The organism is Bradyrhizobium sp. 956_D2_N1_4, assembly GCF_052076025.1.
In the GTDB taxonomy this organism is placed as follows: Bacteria; Pseudomonadota; Alphaproteobacteria; order Rhizobiales; family Xanthobacteraceae; genus Bradyrhizobium; species Bradyrhizobium barranii.
Map to the genome: position 1 here is coordinate 1,350,292 of NZ_CP197237.1, position 17,917 is coordinate 1,368,208.

Sequence of the window (17,917 nt, forward strand, 5' to 3'; positions counted from 1 at the left end):
CGAGCCACGCTATCCTCCGGTCGTGTCCGGAAAGCTGCTCTTTCGCGGCAACAGGATCGTGAACTCCGTGAACGCGCCGGGCTCTGTCGTGACGTCGATCGTGCCGCCGTGCTGCTTCACGATGATGTCGTGGCTCATCGACAGCCCGAGACCGGTACCTTCGCCGGCCGGCTTGGTGGTGAAGAACGGATTAAACATCTTCGCCTTCACGTCTTCCGGAATGCCGGTGCCGTTGTCGCGGATGCGGATCTCGATGCTGTCGCCGCGGTCGCGGGTCGCGGCGATCACCACCGGCTCGTAACCGGCGGCGCCGCTGCCCATCTGGCGCCTGGTCACCGCATAGAACCCGTTCGAGATCAGGTTCAAGAGCACCCGGGAAATCTCCTGCGGAAACACCTCCGCCGAACCTGCCGCCGGGTCGAGCTCGCTCTTCAGCGTCACGTCGAAGAGCGGCTTCTCGGCACGCGCGCCGTGATAGGCGAGGTTGAGACTCTCCTCGACCAGCGCGTTGATGTCGCTGAGCCGATGCTCGCCGCCGCCCTCGCGCGAATGCAGCAGCATGTTCTTGACGATGGAATCGGCGCGCCTTCCGTGCTGCACGACCTTTCCAAGATTGTCCCTCAGCAGCCCGGTCAGCTCGTCCACCTCCGCGCGCAGATCGTCGGCGAGCGGGACGGGCGCAAGCACCTCGTTCAGCTCGTCGGTCAGCTCGGCCGAGAGCGAGGCGAAATTGTTGACGAAGTTGAGCGGGTTCTTGATCTCGTGCGCGATGCCGGCGGTGAGCTGGCCGAGCGAGGCCAGCTTTTCGGTCTGGACCAGACGGTCTTGCGCCGCGCGCAAATCGTCGAGCGATCTGGCGAGCTCCCGCGTGCGGTCCTGCACTTCGTTGAACAGGCGGGTGTTCTCGACCGCGATCACGGCCTGGTCGGCAAAGGTCTTGAGCAGGCTGATCGCCTTGTCCGGGAAAGGGCCGGCCTCGCGGCGCGTCACGCCGATGGTTCCGATCGCAATGCCATCGCGCAACATCGGAATCACGAGGATGCTGCGATAGCCGCGCGTCCGCGCCAGCTCCCGCATGGCCTCCGTGAGGTCGGGCTCGTTCTGCATGTCGCTACGGAAGGCGTAGTCACCACTCGTCGCCACCCGGCTGTGAATGCCGGATGCCGCAAGCGGCGCCGGGAACGAGCTACGCAGCTCCGCGTTGCCGGCCTCGTTGTCGGTGGTGAAGGCGGCCAGATGCAGCATGCCGTTGATGACGCGGGTGACGGTGGAGGAATGTCCGCCGACCAGCGCCTTGGCACTGTCGGAGATGGCCTGGAACACCGGCGTGACGTCGGCGGGCGAGGCCGCGATCACCTTGAGGATGTCCGCGGTCGCGGTCTGCCGCTCCAGCGCTTCCCGGGTGGCGTTGAACAGGCTGACATTCTTGACCGCGATCACCGCCTGGTCGGCGAAAGTCTGCAGCAGCCGCACATGATGCTCGGCGAATGCGCCGGTCGTCCGCCGCGTGGCGATGATGACGCCTTTGGCCTCGCCCTCGCTCATCAGCGGCGTGAACAGCATGCTGCGAAAGCCGCGGGCGCGCGCGATGTCGCGTGCCGCCGGCTCGAGCTCGGTATCCGGCAGCTGCGCCGATTCACCATGGGCCGTGAGCTGGTACGCCGGGAACTGCGCGAACGGCACCGGAAACGAGGCCTGGAGCACGCGGTCGCCGGCCGGATCGCCCGGCGTGAATGCCACGAGGTGCGCGGCGCCGTCGACATAGCGCAGCACCGCGGTGGAGAAGCCGCCGATCAGCCGGTTGGCGTTGGCGGCGACGGCGTCGAACACCGGCTGCACGTCGGAGGGCGAACTCGCCAGCACTTTCAGAATGTCGGCGGTCGCGGTCTGCCGTTCCAGTGATTCCCGCGTCTCGTTGAACAGGCGCGCGTTCTCGATCGCGATCGCGGCCTGGTCGGCAAAGCTCTGTTGCAGCGCCATCTCATCATCGGTGAAGGGCGCGAGGCGGTCGCGGTAGACGATTAACGCGCCGATCGCCTTGCCTTCAAGCCGCAGCGGCGAGCCGGACATCGAACGCGTGCCGGCGGCGCGAGCGTGAGGCATGCCGGGCCAGTCGGCGATGGCCGGATCGACATTGTCGAGATCGGGAACATGAACCTGCCGGTTCTCGGCCACGATGGTGCCGGGCATGTTGCGGCCGCCGATCTTGAGCTGGGCGAGCGGCACGCCGGCGCCGACGCGCATGGAGCTGTCGCCGACCCGGATCACCCTGGACCACCCGTCGCCTTCCGCAATGTGAATGGTGGCGCTCGGCGCGCCGAACAGATGCATGGTCGCTTCCGCGATCTGTTGCAGCGAGCTCTCCGCATCGCCCGAGGAGTTGGCGATGGTGCGCAGGATCTCCATGCTGGCGTTCTGGCGGTCGCGCGCAATGGCAAGCTCGGCTCGCAGGCGGGCATTCTCGCCCGCTTGGGATCGCAATTGCCGTTCGAGCTCGGCGGCCTTGTCCTGGGGAGGCGCGGTCATTGATAATCCGGCTAAGCGCCGCGACGTACGCGGTACCAAGCCCGATTATCACATCTCCTGCGGCCGGAGCCAGCGCCGTGCCCCCGCCTTGGTGCAAACGGCTCACGTGCCCGGCCGCGACACCTCGGTCTCCTTGCTGGTGATGAACTCCAGCAGCACCGGCACGCCTTCCTTCGTCTTCTGGATGCCGCGCTTGATCGCGGGGATGATGTCCTCCGGCCGCGTCACCCGCTCGCCATGGCCGCCAAAGGCGCGCGCCATTGCGGCATAGTCGCCGGAGATGTCGGTCGAGCGATATTTCTCGGTCGAGATCGGCATCACCTTCAGTTCGATCGCCATCGAGAAATTGTTCAGCAGGATCGACATGATCGGGATGCGCTCGCGCACCGCGGTCTCGAAATCCATGCCGGTGAAACCGATGGCCGCGTCGCCCCAGACATTGATGCAGAGCTTGTCGGGCTTTGCGAGTTTTGCGCCCATCGCGAGCCCAAGGCCGTAGCCGAGCTGCGTCGTCTTGCCCCAGCCGAGATAGGTGAGGGGCTCGACCGCCTTCCAGAACGGCGAGAGCTGGTCGCGCGGACTGCCGGCATCGTGGGTGATGATGGTGTTCTTGATATCGACGGTGTGCTGGAGGTCCCAGAGCACGCGATAGGGGCTGAGCGGCGCGTCATTGCTGGTGAGTTTTGGCATCCATTTCGCCAGCCACTCCTTGTGCGAAGCGGCGATCTCGGCCGCGACCGCTGATGCATCGCGATCCTTCGTGACGGTCTTGCCGATCTCCTCCAGCAGCGCATCGAGCACGAGGCCGGCATCGCCGACGAGGCCGACCTTGGCTTCCACATCCTTGTTGAGATGGTTCGGATCGAGCGTGGAGTGGATGATGGTCTTGCCCTTCGGCATCGCGACGCCGAAACTGGTTTCCGTGAACGAGCAGCCGATGCCGAAGATGACGTCGGCCTCAGCGAGGAATTTGGGGACCGCGCGCGGCACCGCGAGGCCGCCCGAGCCGAGCGATAGCGGATGCGTTTCCGGGAACGATGATTTGCCCCCTAAACTGGTGGTGACGGGAATGGCGAGCCGCTCGGCGAGCCGCTTCAATTGCGGCCAGGCCTGCGCGTAGTGCACGCCCTGGCCGGCATAGATCACGGGACGCTTCGCGTTGACGAGCAGAGCTGCTGCCTCCTTCACATGAACAGGATCGGCGCCGTAGCGCGTGCGCAGCACCGGCGTGTAGTTCAGCGGCTCCGGCACCTCCTCGTTCCACATGTCGGCGGGGATCTCGACGATGACGGGCCCGCCGCGGCCGTTCTTGAGCTTGGTGAAGGCACGGCGAAAAATGTTGGTGACCTCCGCAGCCAGGATGATCGGCTCGGACGATTTCGAAAACGCCTTCATCGCCTCGCTGGAATTGAAGTTCGGCTCGATATGCGCAAGCCTGCGCTGATAGCCCATCGGCAGCACCAGCACGGGCACGGATTCGCCGTAGCATTGCGCAACGCCGCCCATCGCGTTTTCGGCGCCCGGCCCGTGCTGCATGCAGAACGCGCCGATCGATCGCCCCGACGTCACCCGCGAGATCGCGTCCGCCATGTGCACCCCGACGCGCTCCTGCCGCACCATCACCGGCCGGATCTCGGCCTTGGCCGCGTGCTCGATCAGATGGTTGACCGGATAGCCGCAGAGGATCTCGATCCCCTCGCGCTTCATGATTTCCGCAATGGCGGTGCCGAGCTTCATGGCGTCTCTCTCCTCAGGCTTGGCCGGTTGCTCCGGCCGATTGGGGAGAGAGGATCAGGAATTTGCAGGAGGGTAAAGCACGGGTGGGCGACGGGCGCGGTAGGTCAGCCATGCAGCGAGCTGCCGTAGCCTGGATAGGGCGACTTGTCCGCCGTAGCTCGAAGAGCGAAGGCGGAAGCGCAATCCGGGCTACAAACGTCCTACTTGCAGTTTTTGCAGATCGTCAGCTTTCGTTTCAGCGCCTCGTCTTCCTGATCGACCGATGACTGGCCGCCGAGGCCATTTGTATCGGGATTGGACGTGGAATTGGACTTGGCGCCCTTTGCTGCGCGTGACCTCACGGGCGGCGTCACCTGGCTTGAGGCGTCATTGTCGTCGACGGTGCCTACGCTGAAGCCATCGTAGTCGGCGGCCGGATTAGGCATCGGCGGAGGCCCGCCGATCACAGGGGGCGAAGCCTCCCTGCCGGATGTCGCCGGCGGAATTCTGGAAGTTTTGGCGCTCGCGCGCGGTGGCGATGCATTGGGCGGGGCAAGCGAAACCGGAGGCGCGACCGAAGTCTGTCCTCTCGCGCTGTCGTGCGACCAGGCGCCGACAAACATGAGGCTGAGAGCCAAGACCGTCGCGCTTCTCATCCGAATCCTTCAAATCGCTCTGGCCCAATGATTGAGCATGGCCCGTCGAACCACGCCGGGCCGAAGACTATCAGGACTCAAAAGGCCGTCAAAGCGCGGGAGCGCGAGGATGTGGTTGCTTGAAGGACGTTGCGTAGCGTCCGGGACACGATTTTGAGTGCTTTACGGGCCACCCACCGTCATTGCGAGCGCAGCGAGGTAATCCAGAATTCCTCCGCGGGAGGACTCTGGATTGCTTCGCTGCGCTCGCAATGACGAGATCGCGGAAGGAGCATGCGCCGACGGCCGCACCCGAGCCGGCGCGTGCAGGGACGTCGCCTCAGGCCAGGGCGGCCGTTACGAGGCGGCCGTTACTTCAGCGACGAGCTGATCGAGTTGAACTTGTTGTTGAGGAGCTGGCTGCCCGTGTTGTTCACGACGGTCACGATCGCCAGCGCAATGCCGGCGGCAATCAGGCCGTATTCGATGGCGGTTGCGCCAGTCTCATCGGCAAGGAAAGACCTAAGCAAAGTCATTGCCAACTCCTCTTCATCCGATCCAATGTGTGGCAGCGTCGTTTTCGGACTGGTAAATAGATCGAATAGATTTTTCTGCGCGACGGAAGAATGAAGCCCGGGCGGCCGCGCCTCCGTCACATACGATGGCATCCATTAAATTAAGGTTCCATCGATCCATCCAAATGGATTCAAATCGACCGCCCTCCGCAAGGACGCGCGGAAGCCGCGGTGTCTGTCAGGGCGTGATGGTCGGGCCCGGTGCGGCGGGGAGGCGGCGCTTCAGCACGGTCGCGAGACGGCCGACGAAGTCCTTCATCGTGCCCGGCTGCGGCTGCGGCCGCGGCGCGGTGCTCGCCGCCTGCTCGTGATCAGGCGCGTCGTTCACGATGCTGATGTAGTTCTTTCTGACGTCCTGCTGCACGGGGGCACGCGAACCTTGGCTCGATCGGAGCCGGAACCATGCTGCGCATAAGGGGAACCAACGGTTAATTTTGTCGCCCGTAGGAATACCCTGTCGTGCTGGACACGAGGGCGCCGATTAACGGTTTGTTGAGCCTGTTCGTCACGGTCGGCACGGATGCCTGCCCGGGATGACTACCAGGGACGACAACCAAGGCGCTCATCGGCCGCGGCCGTCCGCATTCAGCGCCCGCAACATCGCGATGCGGGCGAACATTACCCAGCCGCCGCCTGTCTCGGCTGCGTTGATCAAGGTCTCGATGGCGGTCTGCCAGTGCGTCTCGTGCTGCAAGTCTTCAGGCAGCTGCATGATGTAGTCCGCCGCGTCTTGCAGCGTCAGCAGCTTGCGCTTGTGGCTTACGCGAACAGGATCGTCGAACGCCGTCGACCAGGGCATGTCAGGCCGGCCGATCGGCGAGGGGAGACATCACGGCGCGATGGCAGACGCGGATTGCGTCTAACCGGCCTTCTTCGCCCGCGCCGGCGCGCGCACCGGCTTGTCGGCCTTCTTGGGCGGCGCTTCCTTGGCTGCTGCAGTCTTGCCGCCCTTGCCGGTGATCGGCAGCAGCATCTCGCGCTGGCCCTCGACGCGCTTCTTCGGCTTCTTGCCCTTGACGGTCTCCCTGACGGGCTCCTTGGCGGCCTTGGCCGCGGGCGCCATGTCCTTCTCGCTGGCGATGCTCTTCTTCAGCGCGTCCATCAGGTTGATGACGTTGCCGCCGGTCTTCGGCGCGGCCTTCGCCGCGATCGGTGCACCGCTGCGCTTCTTGTTGATGAGGTCGATCAGCGCCGTCTCGTAATGGTCCTCGAACAGCTCGGGCTCGAACGCGCCGGATTTCTTTTCGACGATGTGCTTGGCAAGGTCGAGCATGTCCCTGGTCAGCTTCACGTCCTGGATGTCGTCGAAATATTCCTTCTCGCTGCGGACCTCGTAGGGATAGCGGAGCAGCGTGCCCATCAGGCCGCTCTCGAGCGGCTCCAGCGCGATGATGTGCTCGCGGTTGGTCAGCACGACGCGGCCGATCGCGACCTTGTCCATGCTGCGGATGGTCTCGCGGATCACCGCGAAGGCGTCGTGGCCGACCTTGCCGTCAGGCACGAGATAGTAAGGGCGGATCAAATAGCGGCTGTCGATATCGGTCTTCGGCACGAACTCGTCGATCTCGATCGTGTGCGTGGAGTCCAGCGCGATGTCGTCGAGTTCGTCCTTGGTGACCTCGATATAGGTGTCGGTGTCGACCTTGTAGCCCTTGACGATGTCCTCGGAGGTCACCTCGTCGCCGGTCTCGGCGTCGACCTTGAGGTACTTGATCCGGTGGCCGGTCTTGCGGTTGATCTGGTTGAACGAGACCTTCTCGGTATCCGAAGTGGCCGGATACAGCGCGACCGGGCAGGTCACGAGCGACAGACGCAGAAAACCCTTCCAATTGGCGCGGGGGGCCATGGGCTACTCCAAACGCAACGGGGACAGAGGACGAGGATACCATCGGGGAACAACGAATCATAGCAAGGCGGATTGCGGAATCTTGCAACTGCGTTAACCGGCCGCCCGGCGCGCGGTTGCAGCCCGATGCAGCGGCAAAAACCGGAACATCATATCCAATCACGCGTTGGCTCAAGACATCAGGCCGCGAGGAGGTCGCGACCACCGCAGCCGACATCCAGAGATTGAGGGCATTATGGCAGCCACGCGAGAGCACGATCAGATCGTCGAAACCGCCACCGAGGCGCGTCAGGGCGAACCCGGGCCGTCAGTGGCGGCGCTGCTTACCATCTCGACCGGGCTCGCGATCCTGATCCTTGCCGTCATCTGGTTCGTGTTCTTCCGGACCTGACGGCCGATCGACGGGACGGTTCGGACCTTCCGACTCGCCGCGTAACGCGGCACATTGCGCCCGCCACGCCCGCCGGCTCGTCCGGTGGCTGCCTGGCGGGCGCCGTCGCGTCGGCGCTTGAGAAGCTCTATATGACCAAAAAGTAACGCGGCCGGTTCCCCGTGTTCATATTCAGTTCACGCCGGAATTGCTCATCTCTGGCGATCGATTGTGCAGTCTATTTCTGGAGAGAAGCGTGCGCCTGCTTGTTGTTGAGGACGACCCCGATCTCAATCGGCAGCTCACCAAGGCGCTGACCGACGCCGGCTACGTCGTCGACCGTGCCTTCGACGGCGAGGAGGGGCATTATCTCGGCGATAATGAGCCCTACGATGCCGTTGTGCTCGACATCGGCCTGCCGAAGAAGGACGGCATCTCGGTGCTGGAAGCCTGGCGCCGCAACGGCCGCACCATGCCGGTCCTGATCCTCACCGCGCGTGACCGCTGGAGCGACAAGGTCCAGGGGTTCGATGCCGGCGCCGACGATTACGTGCCGAAGCCGTTCCATCTGGAGGAGGTGCTGGCGCGCATCCGCGCGCTGCTGCGCCGCTCCACCGGCCATGCCCAGAGCGAATTGAGTTGCGGCCCCGTCACGCTCGACACCAGGACCGGGCGGGTCAGCGTCTCCGGCAATCCCGTCAAGATGACCTCGCACGAATATCGGCTTCTGGCCTACCTGATGCACCATTCGGGGCGCGTCGTGTCCCGCACCGAGCTGGTCGAGCACCTCTACGACCAGGACTTCGACCGCGACTCCAACACCATCGAGGTTTTCGTCGGCCGCATCCGCAAGAAGCTCGACGTCGACATCATCCAGACCGTCCGCGGCCTCGGCTATCTCCTGACCCCGCCGCCTGCTCCCGGCGCTTGAGGCGTCAGGACTTGACGGCCGGCCGAACAGGGGCCTTGGTCCGGTCATGACGTCCGACGCCCCGCCCCCCTGCGCCTGCCGGGATCCTTCCGATGGCCGCTAGCTCGCTTGCCAATCGCCTGTTCCTGTCGGCGACGGCGTGGCTCGTGGTGATCCTGGCCATCACCGGGGTGGTGCTGTCGTCGGTCTACAAGAGCGCCACCGAGCGCGCCTTCGACCGCCGGCTCAATCTCTATCTGCGCACCCTCATCGCCGAGGTCGCAACCCCCGACGAGCCGCCGGATCGTCAGTTCCAGTCGCTCGGCGAGCCCCTGTTCGAGCTGCCGCTGTCGGGCTGGTACTGGCAGATCACGCGGACCGATACCGAGAAGCCGGAGGTGCGCTCGTCGCGCTCGCTCTGGGACAAGAAGCTGCCGAAGCTGGAGGAGCAGGGCACCGAGCTCACCGCCGCCGGCATTCGCCTCGCCTATGTCGACGGGCCGGAGGGACAGAATCTCCGCATGGTGGAGCGGCCGGTCGATCTCGGCGCGGACGGCAAATATCTGGTCAGCGTCGCCGGCGACGACACCGAGATTTTCGACGAGACGCGGAGCTTCGACTACTACCTCGGCGGCACCTTCACCGCGCTCGGCATCGTGCTGCTGCTGACCACGGTGTTCCAGGTGAGGTTCGGTCTTGCGCCGCTCAAGCGCATCTCGGAATCTATCGCCGACATCCGCTCGGGGCGGGCGGAGCGGCTCGAAGGTGAATTCCCGGTCGAGATCGCGCCGTTGGCGCGCGAGACCAACGCGCTGATCGATGCCAATCGCGAGATCGTCGAGCGCGCGCGCACCCATGTCGGCAATCTCGCCCATGCGATCAAGACGCCGCTCTCGGTGATCGTGAATGAGGCCGGCACGCACGCCACCGAGCCGTTCGCAGCCAAGGTGATGGAGCAGGCGGACGTGATGCGCGACCAGCTCGCCCATCATCTGGAGCGCGCGCGCATCGCGGCGCGCGTCTCGGTGGTGGCGACCGTGACGGAGGTCGCGCCCGTCATCGAGGCGCTGCGGCGGACCATGGAGAAGATCCATCGCGATCGCGACATCGTGGTCGAGGCCAAGGCCGATCCGTCCGCAAAATTTCGCGGCGAGCGGCAAGATCTGGAGGAGATGGTCGGCAATCTCGTCGACAATGCCTGCAAATGGGCGGCCTCGCAGGTCTTCATCGAGGTTCTGGTGGAAGCGCCGCACCAGACGGGCGCCGGCCCGCGCCTGCGGATCATCGTCGACGACGATGGCCGCGGCCTGTCGGAGGCCGAGCGCGCCCAGGTCTCCCGGCGCGGCCAGCGGCTCGACGAGTCCAAGCCCGGCTCGGGGCTCGGCCTGTCCATCGTGACCGACCTCGCCGCGCTCTATGGCGGCAGCCTCTCGCTCGCGGGCGCCCCGACCGGTGGCCTGCGGGCGGAGCTGGTCCTCCCCGGAATATAATCCTTTGTTCCGGCACGACTATTTGGCTGGTCCGGTACCGATCCGGACCAAACCGGAGCTATTTCGGAGCGACTTCCTAAACGGCTTCTTAAGTGGGCCCCATCTATGATCGCGCAGGACGCATCCCACGTCTGCCATTTTATCGTGCATCACCCGGGCGCATGAGCCAGACATCGATCGAGCGGCTGAGGGAATATCTCGCGCAGCTCCCGCCGCAGTCGCAGGCGCTGCTGATGCGGGAGTTCGAGCGCGCGCTCGAGCGCGGCCAGGACACGGCGGTGGCGACGCTCGTGCTAGAGCAGCTGCGCAAGATCGTCCGCAAGACCGAAGTCGACGAGGCTGCGCCGCCGCGCACGGACGATCTGTCGCGGCTGTTGTTCCAGGTGCTGGAACCGTTCCTGGTCGAGACGGGCGCCCCTGTCAGGGTCGGCCAGATCCGTCGCTCCTCATTGCATCCGATCTGGCAATGGCTCGGCCGCGATGGCGCCCCCGACAAGGTCAACGAATTCGAGGCGGCGCTGGCGCGCATGCCGGCTTCAGACAGTGCAGGGCAGGTCGAAGCCCTCGCGGCGAGGCTCCAGGCCGTGGCCGCGGATGCCATCTTCGGGTTGACGGGTCCCGGCGGCGGCGACAAGTCGCGCGCGCTCGCCCGTGTCGGCCCGCCCAACGTGATCGAGGACCTCTATTCGATCGGAGCGGTGCTTCAGGTCCGGGAAGCCATCGCTACGCTGAACGAGAAGCTGCCGCGCTTCCTGCGTACCTTCGGCGAAGCCCAGATCGCATCTGTGACGTCCACACTCAACATCCCCGCGCTCCAGACGCCGCAGATGCTGGCCTTCGCGCTGTCGATGGTCGTGCAGCGGATGACCGCGCCGTGGCAGATCATCCGCCTCGCCATCAAGATTGCCGCGTCCGACGACGAGATCCGCGTCGCGGCCACGCCCTACGGTGTGGCCGTCACGATCGCCCTGCATGATTTGTCCTGCGTTGCCGCGATCCTGCGCATGGACATCAAGCGCGGCCATTTCGAGAACGTCGCCGACAATCTCAAGGCGCTGCATGACGGCGTGCGCGGTCTTCGCACGGAGCTCGATCTGCGCAACGATTCCGTCTGGGGCAAGCAGCTGACCTCGATCCGGGCCGACATCTCCAATGCGCTGCAATCGGAGATCGACAGCGTTCCCGGCCGCGTTCGCCGCATCCTGCGCCAGCGCGCCGAGAAGGACATTCCGCCGGGGGCGCGGATCGACAGCACCGAGGTCGAGGAAACCGCGGCGCTGATCGATTTCGTCGCGACCTGCCGCAACTACGCGAGCGAGCTTGCGATCAACGAGGTGACGTTGCGCACCTATTCCGATCTCCAGCAATATGTCGAACGCTCGACCGAGCAGTTGGTGCAGTCGCTGCGAGCGGCCGATCACAAGGTCCGCACCTATCGGCAGCAGCAGGTGCAGGCCGCGATCCGCTTCTGCCAGGTGCTGTTCGGCGATGATTACGCGTCGCTGATGAGCCGCGCCGCAGAGAACGCGGCCACGGGCGAGCGCAAATCGTCGCGGGCAAGCTGATCAAGCGCATTTTTTTGTGATCACAATTTGTGGTTGACGGTGCCGGTGGCGGGCCCTACGGTCGCCGTGCAAGATTTTGGAATTTCTATCTGTGGGCGCATGAAACCCCTTATCAGCTCCATCGAAATTGAAAACCGCGTCATTGTCGCCAAATACCAAAGGCTGATGGTTGGCGCGAAGGTGGTGCTGATCGAGAAGGCAAGCGGCCGCCAACTGCCTGAGACCGTCACCAGGGTCGCATCGACCGTTCCCGTCGGGGCGTTGCGCATCAGATTGCCTGAAGCAATCGAGCCGGGAACATACTTCCTGAGGGCCTTCAACGGGCACGGCGAGGACGCCGCTCAAAGCGCGGACTTCGAGATCCGTTAAGCCGTTGGATTTTCACAGTTTCGGGACTGTGTGCGGTCGCGCCGAATTGACAATTGTCAATTGCCGCATCGTCCGGCCGTGGTGTAAAGCCACCTATGGGCGCGGTTCGCGCGCCGCCGGAAGCTTGCCTGATGACGCTATGGTTCGTGTTCGCGCTGATGACGGTCGCGGCGATTTTCGCCGTGCTTCTGCCGCTCGGCCGCAGCGGACGCGCGCAAAATCAGGGGAGCGAGGTCGCGGTTTACAAGGACCAGCTGGCCGAGATCGAGCGTGATCTCGCCGCAGGACTGATCGCCGCGCCGGAAGCCGAGGCCGCACGTGTCGAGATCAGCCGCAGGCTGCTTGCCGCGGCCGGGAGCGAGCCTGTATCGGAACCGACATCGAGCCTCAAATGGCGCCGCGCGGCGGCTGTGCTGGCGCTTGCCGGCCTGCCGCTCATTGCGATCGGCGTCTACATGCCGCTCGGCTCGCCCAGGCTCCAGGACTTTCCCCTGGCGCAGCGGGAGCGCGGGGCCGGGTCCGGCATGGCGCTCGAGAATCTCGTCGTGCAGGTCGAGCAGCATCTGGAAAAGAATCCGACCGACGGGCGCGGCTGGAACGTGCTCGCGCCGGTGCTGGTGCGGCTCGGCCGCTTCGACGATGCGGTGCGCGCCTATCGCAACTCGCTTACCTACAATGGCGAGAGTTCGGAGCGCCGGGCCGATCTAGGCGAGGCGATCGCGGCTGCTGCCGGCGGCGTGGTGACTGCCGAGGCCAAGACCGAATTCGAGCGCGCGCATGGCCTGAACGCGGACGATCCCAAGGCGAACTATTTCCTCGGGCTTGCCGCCGAGCAGGATGGCCGCAAGGACGATGCCGCCAACATCTGGCGCGCACTGCTGGCGAAAGCGCCGGCGGATGCGCCGTGGCGCCCTCTGGTGCAGACCTCGCTGGCGCGGGTCGGCGGCGGTGGCGCTACGATGCCGGCGCTGTCTGACGAGACGATCGCAGCCTCCAAGGACATGAACGAGGGCGATCGCAACGCGATGGTGCGCGGCATGGTCGAACGCCTGGCCACCCGGCTGAAGCAGAACGGCGATGATGTCGAGGGTTGGCTGCGCCTGGTGCGCGCCTATCTCGTGATGGGCGATCGTGACAGGGCAATGGGCGCTTCGACCGACGCCCGACAGGCTGTCGCCAACGATGCCGCGCGGCTGCGCCAGCTCAACGAAGGCCTCAAGACTCTCGGGCTCGACGGATGACGATGTCGGGACGAGGCGAGCGGAGAACGGATACGCGATGACGCGCAAGCAGCGACGTATGACCATCATCGGCGGCTCCCTCGCGGTGCTCGCGCTTGCAGCCGCGCTGGTGCTCAACGCTCTGCGCGACTCCATCGTGTTCTTCTCGACGCCGACGATGGTCGCCGAAAAGCACGTCGAGCCCGGCAAGCGGTTTCGTCTCGGCGGCCTAGTGCAGCCCGGCTCGCTCCAGCGCGGCGATAATCTCGCCGTGACCTTCGAGGTTGCCGATGGCGGCGCCAAGCTGCCGGTCGCCTACAAGGGCATCCTGCCCGACCTGTTCCGTGAAGGGCAGGGCGTGGTGGCCGAAGGCGCGCTCGACGCCAATGGCGTGTTCAAGGCCGACACCGTGCTTGCCAAGCACGACGAGACCTACATGCCCAAGGAAGTCGCCGATGCCCTGAAGAAGCAGGGGCATTGGAAGGACGATTACGGCGCCAAGGCTTCTGATAGCGTCAAACCCGCGGCGACGACCGCGCAGGGCAACTCGCAGGGAGCAGTGCGTTGATCGCGGAATCCGGACACTACGCGCTGGTGCTGGCCCTCGGCCTGGCGCTGATCCAGTCCATCGTGCCGCTGATCGGTGCGCGTCTGCGCGATGCCGCGCTGATGAACGTGGCGCGCTCCGCCGCGCTGGCGCAACTCCTGTTCGTCGGTGCGTCGTTCATCGCGCTCGTGATGCTTCACGTGAACTCGGATTTCTCCGTCGCCAACGTCTACGAGAACTCCCATTCGATGAAGCCGCTGATCTACAAGATCACCGGCGTGTGGGGGAACCATGAAGGCTCGATGCTGCTGTGGGTGTCGATCCTGGCGCTGTTCGGCGGAATGGTCGCCGCCTTCGGTAACAATCTGCCGCTGTCGCTGCGCGCGCATGTGCTGGCCGTGCAGGCCTGGATCGCCAGCGCCTTCTATCTCTTCATCCTGGTGACATCGAACCCGTTCCTGCGCATCGCCAATCCGCCGATCGAGGGACGCGATCTCAATCCGGTGCTCCAGGACATCGGCCTCGCCGTGCATCCGCCGATGCTCTATCTCGGCTATGTCGGCTTCTCGATCTCGTTCTCCTTCGCCATCGCGGCGCTGATGGAGGGGCGGATCGACGCGGCCTGGGCGCGCTGGGTGCGGCCGTGGACGCTGGTGGCCTGGATCTTCCTGACCCTCGGCATCGCGATGGGGTCGTACTGGGCCTATTACGAGCTCGGCTGGGGCGGCTGGTGGTTCTGGGATCCGGTCGAGAACGCCTCGCTGATGCCGTGGCTCGCCGGCACGGCGCTGCTGCACTCGGCGCTGGTGATGGAGAAGCGCAACGCGCTGAAGGTCTGGACCATCCTGCTGTCGATCCTGACCTTCTCGCTGTCGCTGCTCGGCACCTTCCTGGTGCGTTCGGGCGTCATCACCTCCGTGCACGCTTTTGCCACCGATCCGACGCGCGGCGTGTTCATTCTGCTGATCCTCTGCCTGTTCATCGGCGGCAGCCTCTCGCTGTTTGCAGCGCGCGCGACCTCGTTGAAGCAGGGCGGCCTGTTCGCGCCGATCTCGCGCGAGGGCGCGCTGGTGTTGAACAATCTTCTGCTCAGCGTGGCCTGCGCGGTCGTGCTGTTCGGCACGCTCTATCCGCTGGCGACGGAAGCGCTCGACTTCAAGATATCGGTCGGCGCGCCCTTCTACAATCTCACCTTCGCCCCGCTATTCGCGTTGCTGCTGCTCGCGGTGCCGTTCGGGCCGATGCTGGCGTGGAAGCGCGGCGATCTGCTCGGCGTCACCCAGCGGCTGCTTGCGGCGGGCGTTGCCGCGCTCGTTGTGATCGCCATCGTCTGGGCCTGGACCCGTGGTGGCAGTGCGCTGGCACCATTGGCAATTGGGCTTGGAGTCTTCGTCATCGCCGGTGCCGTGACCGATCTGTCCGAACGGACCGGTTTGTTCCGCCTGCCGTTCGCAACGACGCTGCACCGGGCCCGCGGCCTGCCGCGTTCGGCCTGGGGTTCTGTGTTTGCCCATGCGGGCCTCGGCGTCGCGCTGATCGGGATCGTCTGCGAGACCACCTGGAACAGCGAGTATATCGCGACCATGAAGCAGAACGACGTTGCACACGTCGCCGGCTATGATCTCAAGCTCGACGGCCTGTCCCAGCGTCAGGGGCCGAACTTCCGCGAGATGATCGCCGAGTTCAACGTCAGCCGCGACGGTGAGAAGATCAGCGTCATGACGCCGTCCAAGCGCAACTTCACGACGCGCGGGTCCTCGACCACCGAGGCCGCATTGCTGACGCGCGGCGCGAGCCAGCTCTACGTTTCCCTCGGCGACGCGACTGCCGATGGCGCCATTGCGGTGCGCATCTATCACAAGCCGCTGGTGCTGCTGATCTGGTGGGGACCGGTGCTCATGGCCTTTGGCGGCATGCTGTCGCTGTCCGACCGGCGCCTGCGGGTCGGCGCACCGAAGCCGGCGCGGGCCAAGCAGCGCCTTCAGCCGGCGGAGTGATCCGATGCGGCGGATGATGGTCACGATCGTTGCGCTCATGCTGCTGGCTTTGCCCGCCGCCCACGCCGTGCAGCCCGACGAGATCATGTCGGATCCCGTGAAGGAGGCACGCGCCCGCGACTTGTCGCGCGAGCTGCGCTGCATGGTCTGCCAGAACCAGTCGATCGACGATTCCGACGCGCCGCTGGCGCGCGATTTGCGGCTGCTGGTGCGCGAGCGGATCGCTGCCGGCGACAGCAATTCGCAGGTGCTCGACTTCCTGGTCGCGCGCTATGGCGAGTTCGTGCTGCTCAAGCCGCGCTTCGAGCGGCAGACCATGCTGTTGTGGCTGCTCGCGCCGCTGCTGCTGATCAGCGGCGGCCTGGCGCTCTGGCTGCAAATCCGCCGGCGCGCGCGAAGCGGTGCAGACCTACCAGCTCCGCCGCTCACTGCGGATGAAGAGTCGCAGCTCGCCGCCTTGATGTCGGACGAGACGAAGTCGTCCTAGGCTACGTAATGATACGTAGGCCGTCTGCCACAGCGTGTTTCATGCTCTGTTGACCTTTGTCTGGAAGCTTGTCGCGAAATTCAATTCCAGATTTTTGAGTCCTCAGCGATGTTCACGAACAGCAATCTGACGATCCGCTTCCTGATCGGCGCCGTCGTCGCTGCATTATTGTTCCTGCTGGGCATCGGCGGCGGCACCGGCTTCGTCGCGGTGCTCTACCTCAACAACGAGATCACCAGCCTGTCGTCGGATTTCGCCGCGCTGAGCGGCCCCGCGCGCGAGCATGCAATGCTGATCTACCAGCAGGCGCAGGCGGCATTCTCCTATTTCCTGATCGCCTGCGGCGTGATCACGGTGGTCGCTGTCGCGATCTGCCTCACTACCTGGTTCGCTGTGCGCAACGGCATCCTCAATCCGCTGGCGGCGATTGTGCACGCCATGCGTGAGGTCGCCGATCAGAAATTCGAGACGCCTGTTCCGGGCCTCGGCGTTACCAACGAGATCGGCCTGCTCGCCGGTGCACTGGAAGTGTTCAAGACAAACGGCTTGGAGCGGCGGCGCCTCACCGAGCAGCAATTACACGAAGCGCAGCATCAGGCCGAGCGGTCGAAATTCCTGGACGCCCGGATCAAGCGCTTCAACGATCTCGTTGCCAGCGTGGTCGACAGCGTGGCGTCCTCGGCCGCGCACCTGAAGAGCAATGCCGAAACGCTGTCACGGACGGCCAACGACACCAGCTCCAAGGCCAATGCGGTCGCGAGCGCGGCGAACCACGCCAGCGCCAGCGTGCAGATCGTCGCGGGCTCGGCCGAGGAGATGACGAACTCGATCGGCACGATCAGCCGCCGCGTCACCGACGCGACGCAGCGTGCCGAAGGCGCGGCGACGCAGGCCGAGAAGAGCCGCGACACCATCCACACGCTGTCGGATGCCGCCGACAAGATCGGCGAGGTCGTGCAGCTCGTGCAGGCGATCGCCTCGCAGACCAACCTGCTGGCGCTCAACGCCACCATCGAGGCGGCGCGGGCAGGGGACGCCGGCAAGGGTTTTGCCGTGGTTGCCTCCGAAGTGAAGAGCCTCGCGCACCAGACCAGCAAGGCGACGGAGGAGATCACCTCGCACGTCGCCAGCATCCAGGGCATCACCGCGGAGACGCGCGGCGCGATCGACGGCATCTCGAAGACGCTGTCGGAGATCTCGTCGATCATGTCGGGCATCGAGGTCGACACCGCCCAGCAGCGCAACGCCACGCAGGACATCACCCGCAGCGCGCAGGATGCCGCGCATGGAACGCTGGACGTCTCCAACCACATCGTCCAGATCACCTCGACGTCGGCGGAGACCGGCCGCATGGCGGCCGAAGCGCGCGATTCCGCCGTCGATCTGTCGCAGCAGGCCGAAACCCTGAAGCGTGAAGTCGACGAATTCATCGTCAGCGTGAGGGCGAGCTGATCTCGCCAAAGGCGTGGTCTACGCTCGTCAGGGGAACTCGATTAAGTTCCTGTAAGGCCACGACTTTCGGCGTGCGATAAACTGCCGCAACGGCGCGACCCTTCATTACAAAAGTTTAACCCCGCCGCCAGCGCACGGTAAGGCGGGAGCCCCCATCTTCATGTCCGTAACGTGCTGCCATCCGGCACCGAAAGAATTCAAGGCCTTGGAGA

16 protein-coding genes and 1 pseudogene are annotated in these 17,917 nt (G+C 65.1%); 10 read left to right on the top strand and 7 right to left on the bottom strand.

The features are described 5' to 3' along the window. Nucleotides 1-9: 9 nt before the first annotated feature. From AB7535_RS06270 to ku, 7 genes and pseudogenes are all read right to left on the bottom strand, one after another. Nucleotides 10-2,526 carry a GAF domain-containing protein gene (locus tag AB7535_RS06270; protein WP_085402732.1) on the bottom strand — a complete coding sequence of 839 codons (2,517 nt, stop codon included), beginning with the start codon at nucleotides 2,524-2,526 and terminating at the stop codon, nucleotides 10-12. A 102-nt stretch (nucleotides 2,527-2,628) separates the two neighbouring features. Beyond that, nucleotides 2,629-4,272 (bottom strand): annotated as a pseudogene (locus AB7535_RS06275) (thiamine pyrophosphate-requiring protein); the annotation flags it as partial. Between the two features lie 191 nt (nucleotides 4,273-4,463). Further along, the gene (locus tag AB7535_RS06280) at nucleotides 4,464-4,898 is read right to left on the bottom strand and encodes a hypothetical protein (protein ID WP_085402734.1); all 435 of its coding nucleotides are present in this window, start codon (nucleotides 4,896-4,898) and stop codon (nucleotides 4,464-4,466) included. Between the two features lie 350 nt (nucleotides 4,899-5,248). Next, nucleotides 5,249-5,413, bottom strand: a complete 165-nt coding sequence (locus tag AB7535_RS06285) for a Flp family type IVb pilin (protein ID WP_014496710.1) — start codon at nucleotides 5,411-5,413, stop codon at nucleotides 5,249-5,251. 217 nt (nucleotides 5,414-5,630) lie between these two features. Continuing rightward, entirely contained in the window at nucleotides 5,631-5,816 is a 186-nt protein-coding gene (locus AB7535_RS06290) for a hypothetical protein (RefSeq protein ID WP_085402735.1), read from the bottom strand. A 198-nt stretch (nucleotides 5,817-6,014) separates the two neighbouring features. Continuing rightward, nucleotides 6,015-6,251 carry a hypothetical protein gene (locus tag AB7535_RS06295; protein ID WP_085402736.1) on the bottom strand — a complete coding sequence of 79 codons (237 nt, stop codon included), beginning with the start codon at nucleotides 6,249-6,251 and terminating at the stop codon, nucleotides 6,015-6,017. Between the two features lie 60 nt (nucleotides 6,252-6,311). Then, nucleotides 6,312-7,298, bottom strand: coding sequence for a non-homologous end joining protein Ku (ku, locus tag AB7535_RS06300; protein ID WP_085402737.1), 987 nt, complete (start codon nucleotides 7,296-7,298; stop codon nucleotides 6,312-6,314). A gap of 235 nt (nucleotides 7,299-7,533) precedes the next feature. Here ku and AB7535_RS06305 point away from each other — a divergent pair, with 235 nt between their 5' ends. The 10 genes from AB7535_RS06305 (at nucleotide 7,534) to AB7535_RS06350 (ending at nucleotide 17,705) form a co-directional block, all read left to right on the top strand. Further along, nucleotides 7,534-7,689 carry a hypothetical protein gene (locus tag AB7535_RS06305; protein ID WP_166351390.1) on the top strand — a complete coding sequence of 52 codons (156 nt, stop codon included), beginning with the start codon at nucleotides 7,534-7,536 and terminating at the stop codon, nucleotides 7,687-7,689. A 235-nt stretch (nucleotides 7,690-7,924) separates the two neighbouring features. Further along, nucleotides 7,925-8,599 carry a response regulator transcription factor gene (locus AB7535_RS06310; RefSeq protein WP_014496705.1) on the top strand — a complete coding sequence of 225 codons (675 nt, stop codon included), beginning with the start codon at nucleotides 7,925-7,927 and terminating at the stop codon, nucleotides 8,597-8,599. Nucleotides 8,600-8,691: 92 nt separating this feature from the next. After that, nucleotides 8,692-10,068, top strand: coding sequence for a sensor histidine kinase (locus AB7535_RS06315; RefSeq protein ID WP_085402738.1), 1,377 nt, complete (start codon nucleotides 8,692-8,694; stop codon nucleotides 10,066-10,068). A 161-nt stretch (nucleotides 10,069-10,229) separates the two neighbouring features. Beyond that, a complete protein-coding gene (locus tag AB7535_RS06320) occupies nucleotides 10,230-11,633 on the top strand; it encodes a hypothetical protein (RefSeq protein WP_085402739.1) in 1,404 nt (467 codons plus the stop codon). A gap of 99 nt (nucleotides 11,634-11,732) precedes the next feature. Further along, nucleotides 11,733-12,002: a hypothetical protein gene (locus AB7535_RS06325; protein ID WP_085402740.1), complete on the top strand. Its 270-nt coding sequence runs from the start codon at nucleotides 11,733-11,735 to the stop codon at nucleotides 12,000-12,002. 131 nt (nucleotides 12,003-12,133) lie between these two features. Next, the gene (ccmI, locus tag AB7535_RS06330; RefSeq protein WP_085402787.1) at nucleotides 12,134-13,243 is read left to right on the top strand and encodes a c-type cytochrome biogenesis protein CcmI; all 1,110 of its coding nucleotides are present in this window, start codon (nucleotides 12,134-12,136) and stop codon (nucleotides 13,241-13,243) included. A 37-nt stretch (nucleotides 13,244-13,280) separates the two neighbouring features. Then, nucleotides 13,281-13,790 (top strand): cytochrome c maturation protein CcmE, encoded by a 510-nt coding sequence (ccmE, locus tag AB7535_RS06335; protein ID WP_085402741.1) that lies wholly within the window; start codon nucleotides 13,281-13,283, stop codon nucleotides 13,788-13,790. Further along, nucleotides 13,787-15,766 (top strand): heme lyase CcmF/NrfE family subunit, encoded by a 1,980-nt coding sequence (locus AB7535_RS06340; RefSeq protein ID WP_085402742.1) that lies wholly within the window; start codon nucleotides 13,787-13,789, stop codon nucleotides 15,764-15,766. The genes ccmE and AB7535_RS06340 overlap by 4 nt, the downstream gene beginning before the upstream one ends. 4 nt (nucleotides 15,767-15,770) lie before the next feature. Next, the gene (locus AB7535_RS06345) at nucleotides 15,771-16,253 is read left to right on the top strand and encodes a cytochrome c-type biogenesis protein (protein ID WP_135214846.1); all 483 of its coding nucleotides are present in this window, start codon (nucleotides 15,771-15,773) and stop codon (nucleotides 16,251-16,253) included. Between the two features lie 108 nt (nucleotides 16,254-16,361). Then, entirely contained in the window at nucleotides 16,362-17,705 is a 1,344-nt protein-coding gene (locus tag AB7535_RS06350) for a methyl-accepting chemotaxis protein (RefSeq protein WP_085402744.1), read from the top strand. The last annotated feature ends 212 nt before the right edge of the window (nucleotides 17,706-17,917 follow it).

What these genes read in the sequence shown, in the direction of transcription:
- AB7535_RS06320 (WP_085402739.1), top strand. Translation starts at nt 10,230, where the DNA reads ATGAGCCAGACATCGATCGAGCGGCTGAGGGAATATCTCGCGCAGCTC.
- AB7535_RS06345 (WP_135214846.1), top strand. Translation starts at nt 15,771, where the DNA reads ATGCGGCGGATGATGGTCACGATCGTTGCGCTCATGCTGCTGGCTTTG.
- AB7535_RS06305 (WP_166351390.1), top strand. Translation starts at nt 7,534, where the DNA reads ATGGCAGCCACGCGAGAGCACGATCAGATCGTCGAAACCGCCACCGAG.
- AB7535_RS06285 (WP_014496710.1), bottom strand. Translation starts at nt 5,413, where the DNA reads ATGACTTTGCTTAGGTCTTTCCTTGCCGATGAGACTGGCGCAACCGCC.
- ccmE (WP_085402741.1), top strand. Translation starts at nt 13,281, where the DNA reads ATGACGCGCAAGCAGCGACGTATGACCATCATCGGCGGCTCCCTCGCG.
- AB7535_RS06315 (WP_085402738.1), top strand. Translation starts at nt 8,692, where the DNA reads ATGGCCGCTAGCTCGCTTGCCAATCGCCTGTTCCTGTCGGCGACGGCG.
- AB7535_RS06270 (WP_085402732.1), bottom strand. Translation starts at nt 2,526, where the DNA reads ATGACCGCGCCTCCCCAGGACAAGGCCGCCGAGCTCGAACGGCAATTG.
- ccmI (WP_085402787.1), top strand. Translation starts at nt 12,134, where the DNA reads ATGACGCTATGGTTCGTGTTCGCGCTGATGACGGTCGCGGCGATTTTC.
- AB7535_RS06295 (WP_085402736.1), bottom strand. Translation starts at nt 6,251, where the DNA reads ATGCCCTGGTCGACGGCGTTCGACGATCCTGTTCGCGTAAGCCACAAG.
- ku (WP_085402737.1), bottom strand. Translation starts at nt 7,298, where the DNA reads ATGGCCCCCCGCGCCAATTGGAAGGGTTTTCTGCGTCTGTCGCTCGTG.
- AB7535_RS06350 (WP_085402744.1), top strand. Translation starts at nt 16,362, where the DNA reads ATGTTCACGAACAGCAATCTGACGATCCGCTTCCTGATCGGCGCCGTC.
- AB7535_RS06325 (WP_085402740.1), top strand. Translation starts at nt 11,733, where the DNA reads ATGAAACCCCTTATCAGCTCCATCGAAATTGAAAACCGCGTCATTGTC.
- AB7535_RS06280 (WP_085402734.1), bottom strand. Translation starts at nt 4,898, where the DNA reads ATGAGAAGCGCGACGGTCTTGGCTCTCAGCCTCATGTTTGTCGGCGCC.